Source organism: Paraburkholderia sp. CNPSo 3272, from assembly GCF_024206495.1.
Classification (GTDB): Bacteria; Pseudomonadota; Gammaproteobacteria; order Burkholderiales; family Burkholderiaceae; genus Paraburkholderia.
Genome location: NZ_JAMBPQ010000087.1, coordinates 1 through 2,597, shown reverse-complemented (window position 1 = coordinate 2,597; position 2,597 = coordinate 1). Strand labels below are relative to the sequence as shown.

The 2,597-nt window shown below is 61.0% G+C and carries 2 protein-coding genes and 1 pseudogene; all 3 read left to right on the top strand.

From position 1 onward, the window contains the following. A partial coding sequence (locus tag M3I53_RS37765; RefSeq protein ID WP_254320800.1) for a hypothetical protein occupies positions 1-293 on the top strand: 293 nt, incomplete at its 5' end. Beyond that, positions 290-1,939 (top strand): IS66 family transposase, encoded by a 1,650-nt coding sequence (locus M3I53_RS37760; protein ID WP_254320799.1) that lies wholly within the window; start codon positions 290-292, stop codon positions 1,937-1,939. The genes M3I53_RS37765 and M3I53_RS37760, both read left to right, overlap by 4 nt. A 151-nt stretch (positions 1,940-2,090) precedes the next feature. After that, a pseudogene (locus M3I53_RS37755) lies at positions 2,091-2,348 on the top strand (toluene monooxygenase); the annotation flags it as partial. Between the last annotated feature and the right edge of the window lie 249 nt (positions 2,349-2,597).

Genomic DNA, 2,597 nt, shown 5'->3' with positions numbered 1-2,597 from the left:
GCAGTACCGCCAACCAAAACCGCGCCTTTCGTTTCGGCTCACCGAACACGCATTTCGGCGGAGTGAACAGCCGTTTCGGCGGGCTGAACACCGATTTCGGGAAGATGAACACGCGTTTCGGAGCGCCGAACACCGATTCCGGAATACCCCGAAACCGTTCGACTTCAAACGAAACGGCTGTTCACCTTCCTCCGGAAACCCTGTTCGACTTCAACCGAAATCCGTGTTCGACTTCGCCGAAATACGCACGTAAACCTACGGCGCGCCGCGCTCCGCTATCCTGGAGCGCATGAATCCTCCTGATCTCAAGCACATACCCAAGGTCGTCAAGGGCTATATCCGCGATCTCGAAGAGCGCGCGACACAGGATATTGCCCAGCGCGACGCACAGATCGAGGAGCTGAACCAGCGCATCGAGCAGCTCGAGGAACAGATCCGGCTGCTGCAGGCAGAGCGCTTCGCACCGCAGAGCGAGAAACGCAAGGATCGCGTGTTCGACGAGGCCGAGCAGATCGCCCAGACCGCCCCCTCCAATGAAGACGACGAGGGTGCACAGCCAGCGCTGCCCGACACCGGCCTGCCCCAAAACAGCGAGCCCGAACGGCGCAAGGGCGGCCGCAAGCCTCTGCCGGCCTACCTGAAGCGTGAACCTGTCGAATACGACCTGCCCGAAGACCAGAGGGCATGCGTGGACTGTGGCAACCCGATGCATCGCATCGGCGAGGACATCAGCGAGCAACTGCACGTCGAGGTCAAGTGGACGGTCCGGCAGAACGTGCGCTCCAAGTGGGCCTGCCGGCACTGTGAGTGTCACGCCGAACATACACGGATCGTGCTTGCGCCGATGCCGGTGCAGCCGATTCCGGGCAGCCATGCGGACGCGTCGGTGATCGCGACGGTCACGACCGCAAAGTACGTCGACGGCATGCCGTTGTACCGGATGCAGGACGCGCTCGCACGCTGGCAGATTCCGGTGAGTCGCGGCACGCTCGCTCACTGGATCATCCGCCCCAGCGAACTGCACTACCGCCGCCTGTACGACGCGCTGCACAAGACGTTGCTGTCGCAGCCGTTGATCCACGGTGACGAAACGACGGTTCAGGTGCTCAAGGAGCCCGGCAGGTCCGCCCAGAGCAAAAGCTATGCATGGGTGTACCGCAGCGCCGAAGGCTGCGCCGAACCCGTTGTGCTGTTCGACTACCAGCCGGGGCGCGGCCAGGAACATCCGAAGAAGTTTCTCGGCGACTACAGCGGCATGCTGATGAGCGACGGCTACAGCGCCTGGCGCACGCTCAAAAAGGCCACGCACTTCGGATGCGTCGCGCACGCCCGGAGGCTGTTCGTCAAGGCGGACAAGGCGGCCGAGAAAAAAACGGACTCCGGCAAACAGAAGATACCTAACGCTCGTGTGGCGAAAGCGCTCGAATACTTCCAGGCCCTGTACCGTGTCGAGGCGCTCGCCAAGGGCGAACTGCCTGATGGCCAGACGCGCGCTGATTACACATATGGCTTGCGGCAAAAGCATAGCGTGCCGGTGCTCGAGGCCTTCAAGGCGTGGCTCGACGAACTGGCGCTCAAGGTACTGCCCCAGAGTCTGCTCGGCAAGGCAATCGCCTATACACGCAACCAGTGGCAATATCTGAGCCGCTACGTCACCGATGGTTGCGCTCCCATCGATAATAATGTTTGCGAACGTGACATCAGACCGTTTGCCACTTCGAGAAAGTCATGGCTGTTTAGCGACACAGTTGATGGCGCAAAAGCGAGCGCCACGGTGTACAGCCTGATGTTGACGTGCAGAGCCTGCGGCGTCGAGCCATACGACTACCTGCTACACATACTCACCGAGTTGCCGCAGCGTGCGCCGGACGCAGATGTAACCGACCTTCTGCCGTTCAATTACGCCCGGCAACAAAAGGAAAAGGAAGAGACCGGCTGACGAACTGAATGCGCGTCGGCGTGCTGGCCCACGCGCAGGCTCATCACCTCGACGCGAATATCGCCGGTTGACCCCGACCATCGCGGTACGGCTGCGCTTGCCCGTCTGTCGCAAACGATTCTTTATTCGGTGTGCTGAAATCACCGCTTACGAACAAGCACTCACCGCGTGGGACTGGGCTGAATGCTTTGTCGCGCTAAACCTCGTGGTACGCCCGGCTGTGGAAGAGACCGTATTGCGCAGCCTCGGCGTCACGGCGCGCCAAAACGGCGATACCCTACTCGGCCTTATTACCGATGCGCAGCTCGTCGACACGGAGCGGCATCGGCGTTGGGCCAGCGAACTCGTTCGCATGGCCAGCGAACAGGAAGGCAATCACGCCGTGCTGGGTACGTGGGTGAGCAAATGGGCCTCTTTTGAAATCCGAGTGGGCGGTTTGGCGGGTCAAGGGCGGGCGTGAGCCCGGCGCAGGGAACCCTTGAGGGGCTTTGAATCGACAAGCTGGCGCATGGCTGGTTGCGGCAGAATGCTGCAATCAGACATGCGGGACGATGCGAGTGACGAATCAACTCTTTGAAGCCGCCTTGGGAATCAAGGCACCGTGGTACGTGCAAGGTGTCGACTTTGATACGGCCAAACGACAACTCACGATTGCCGT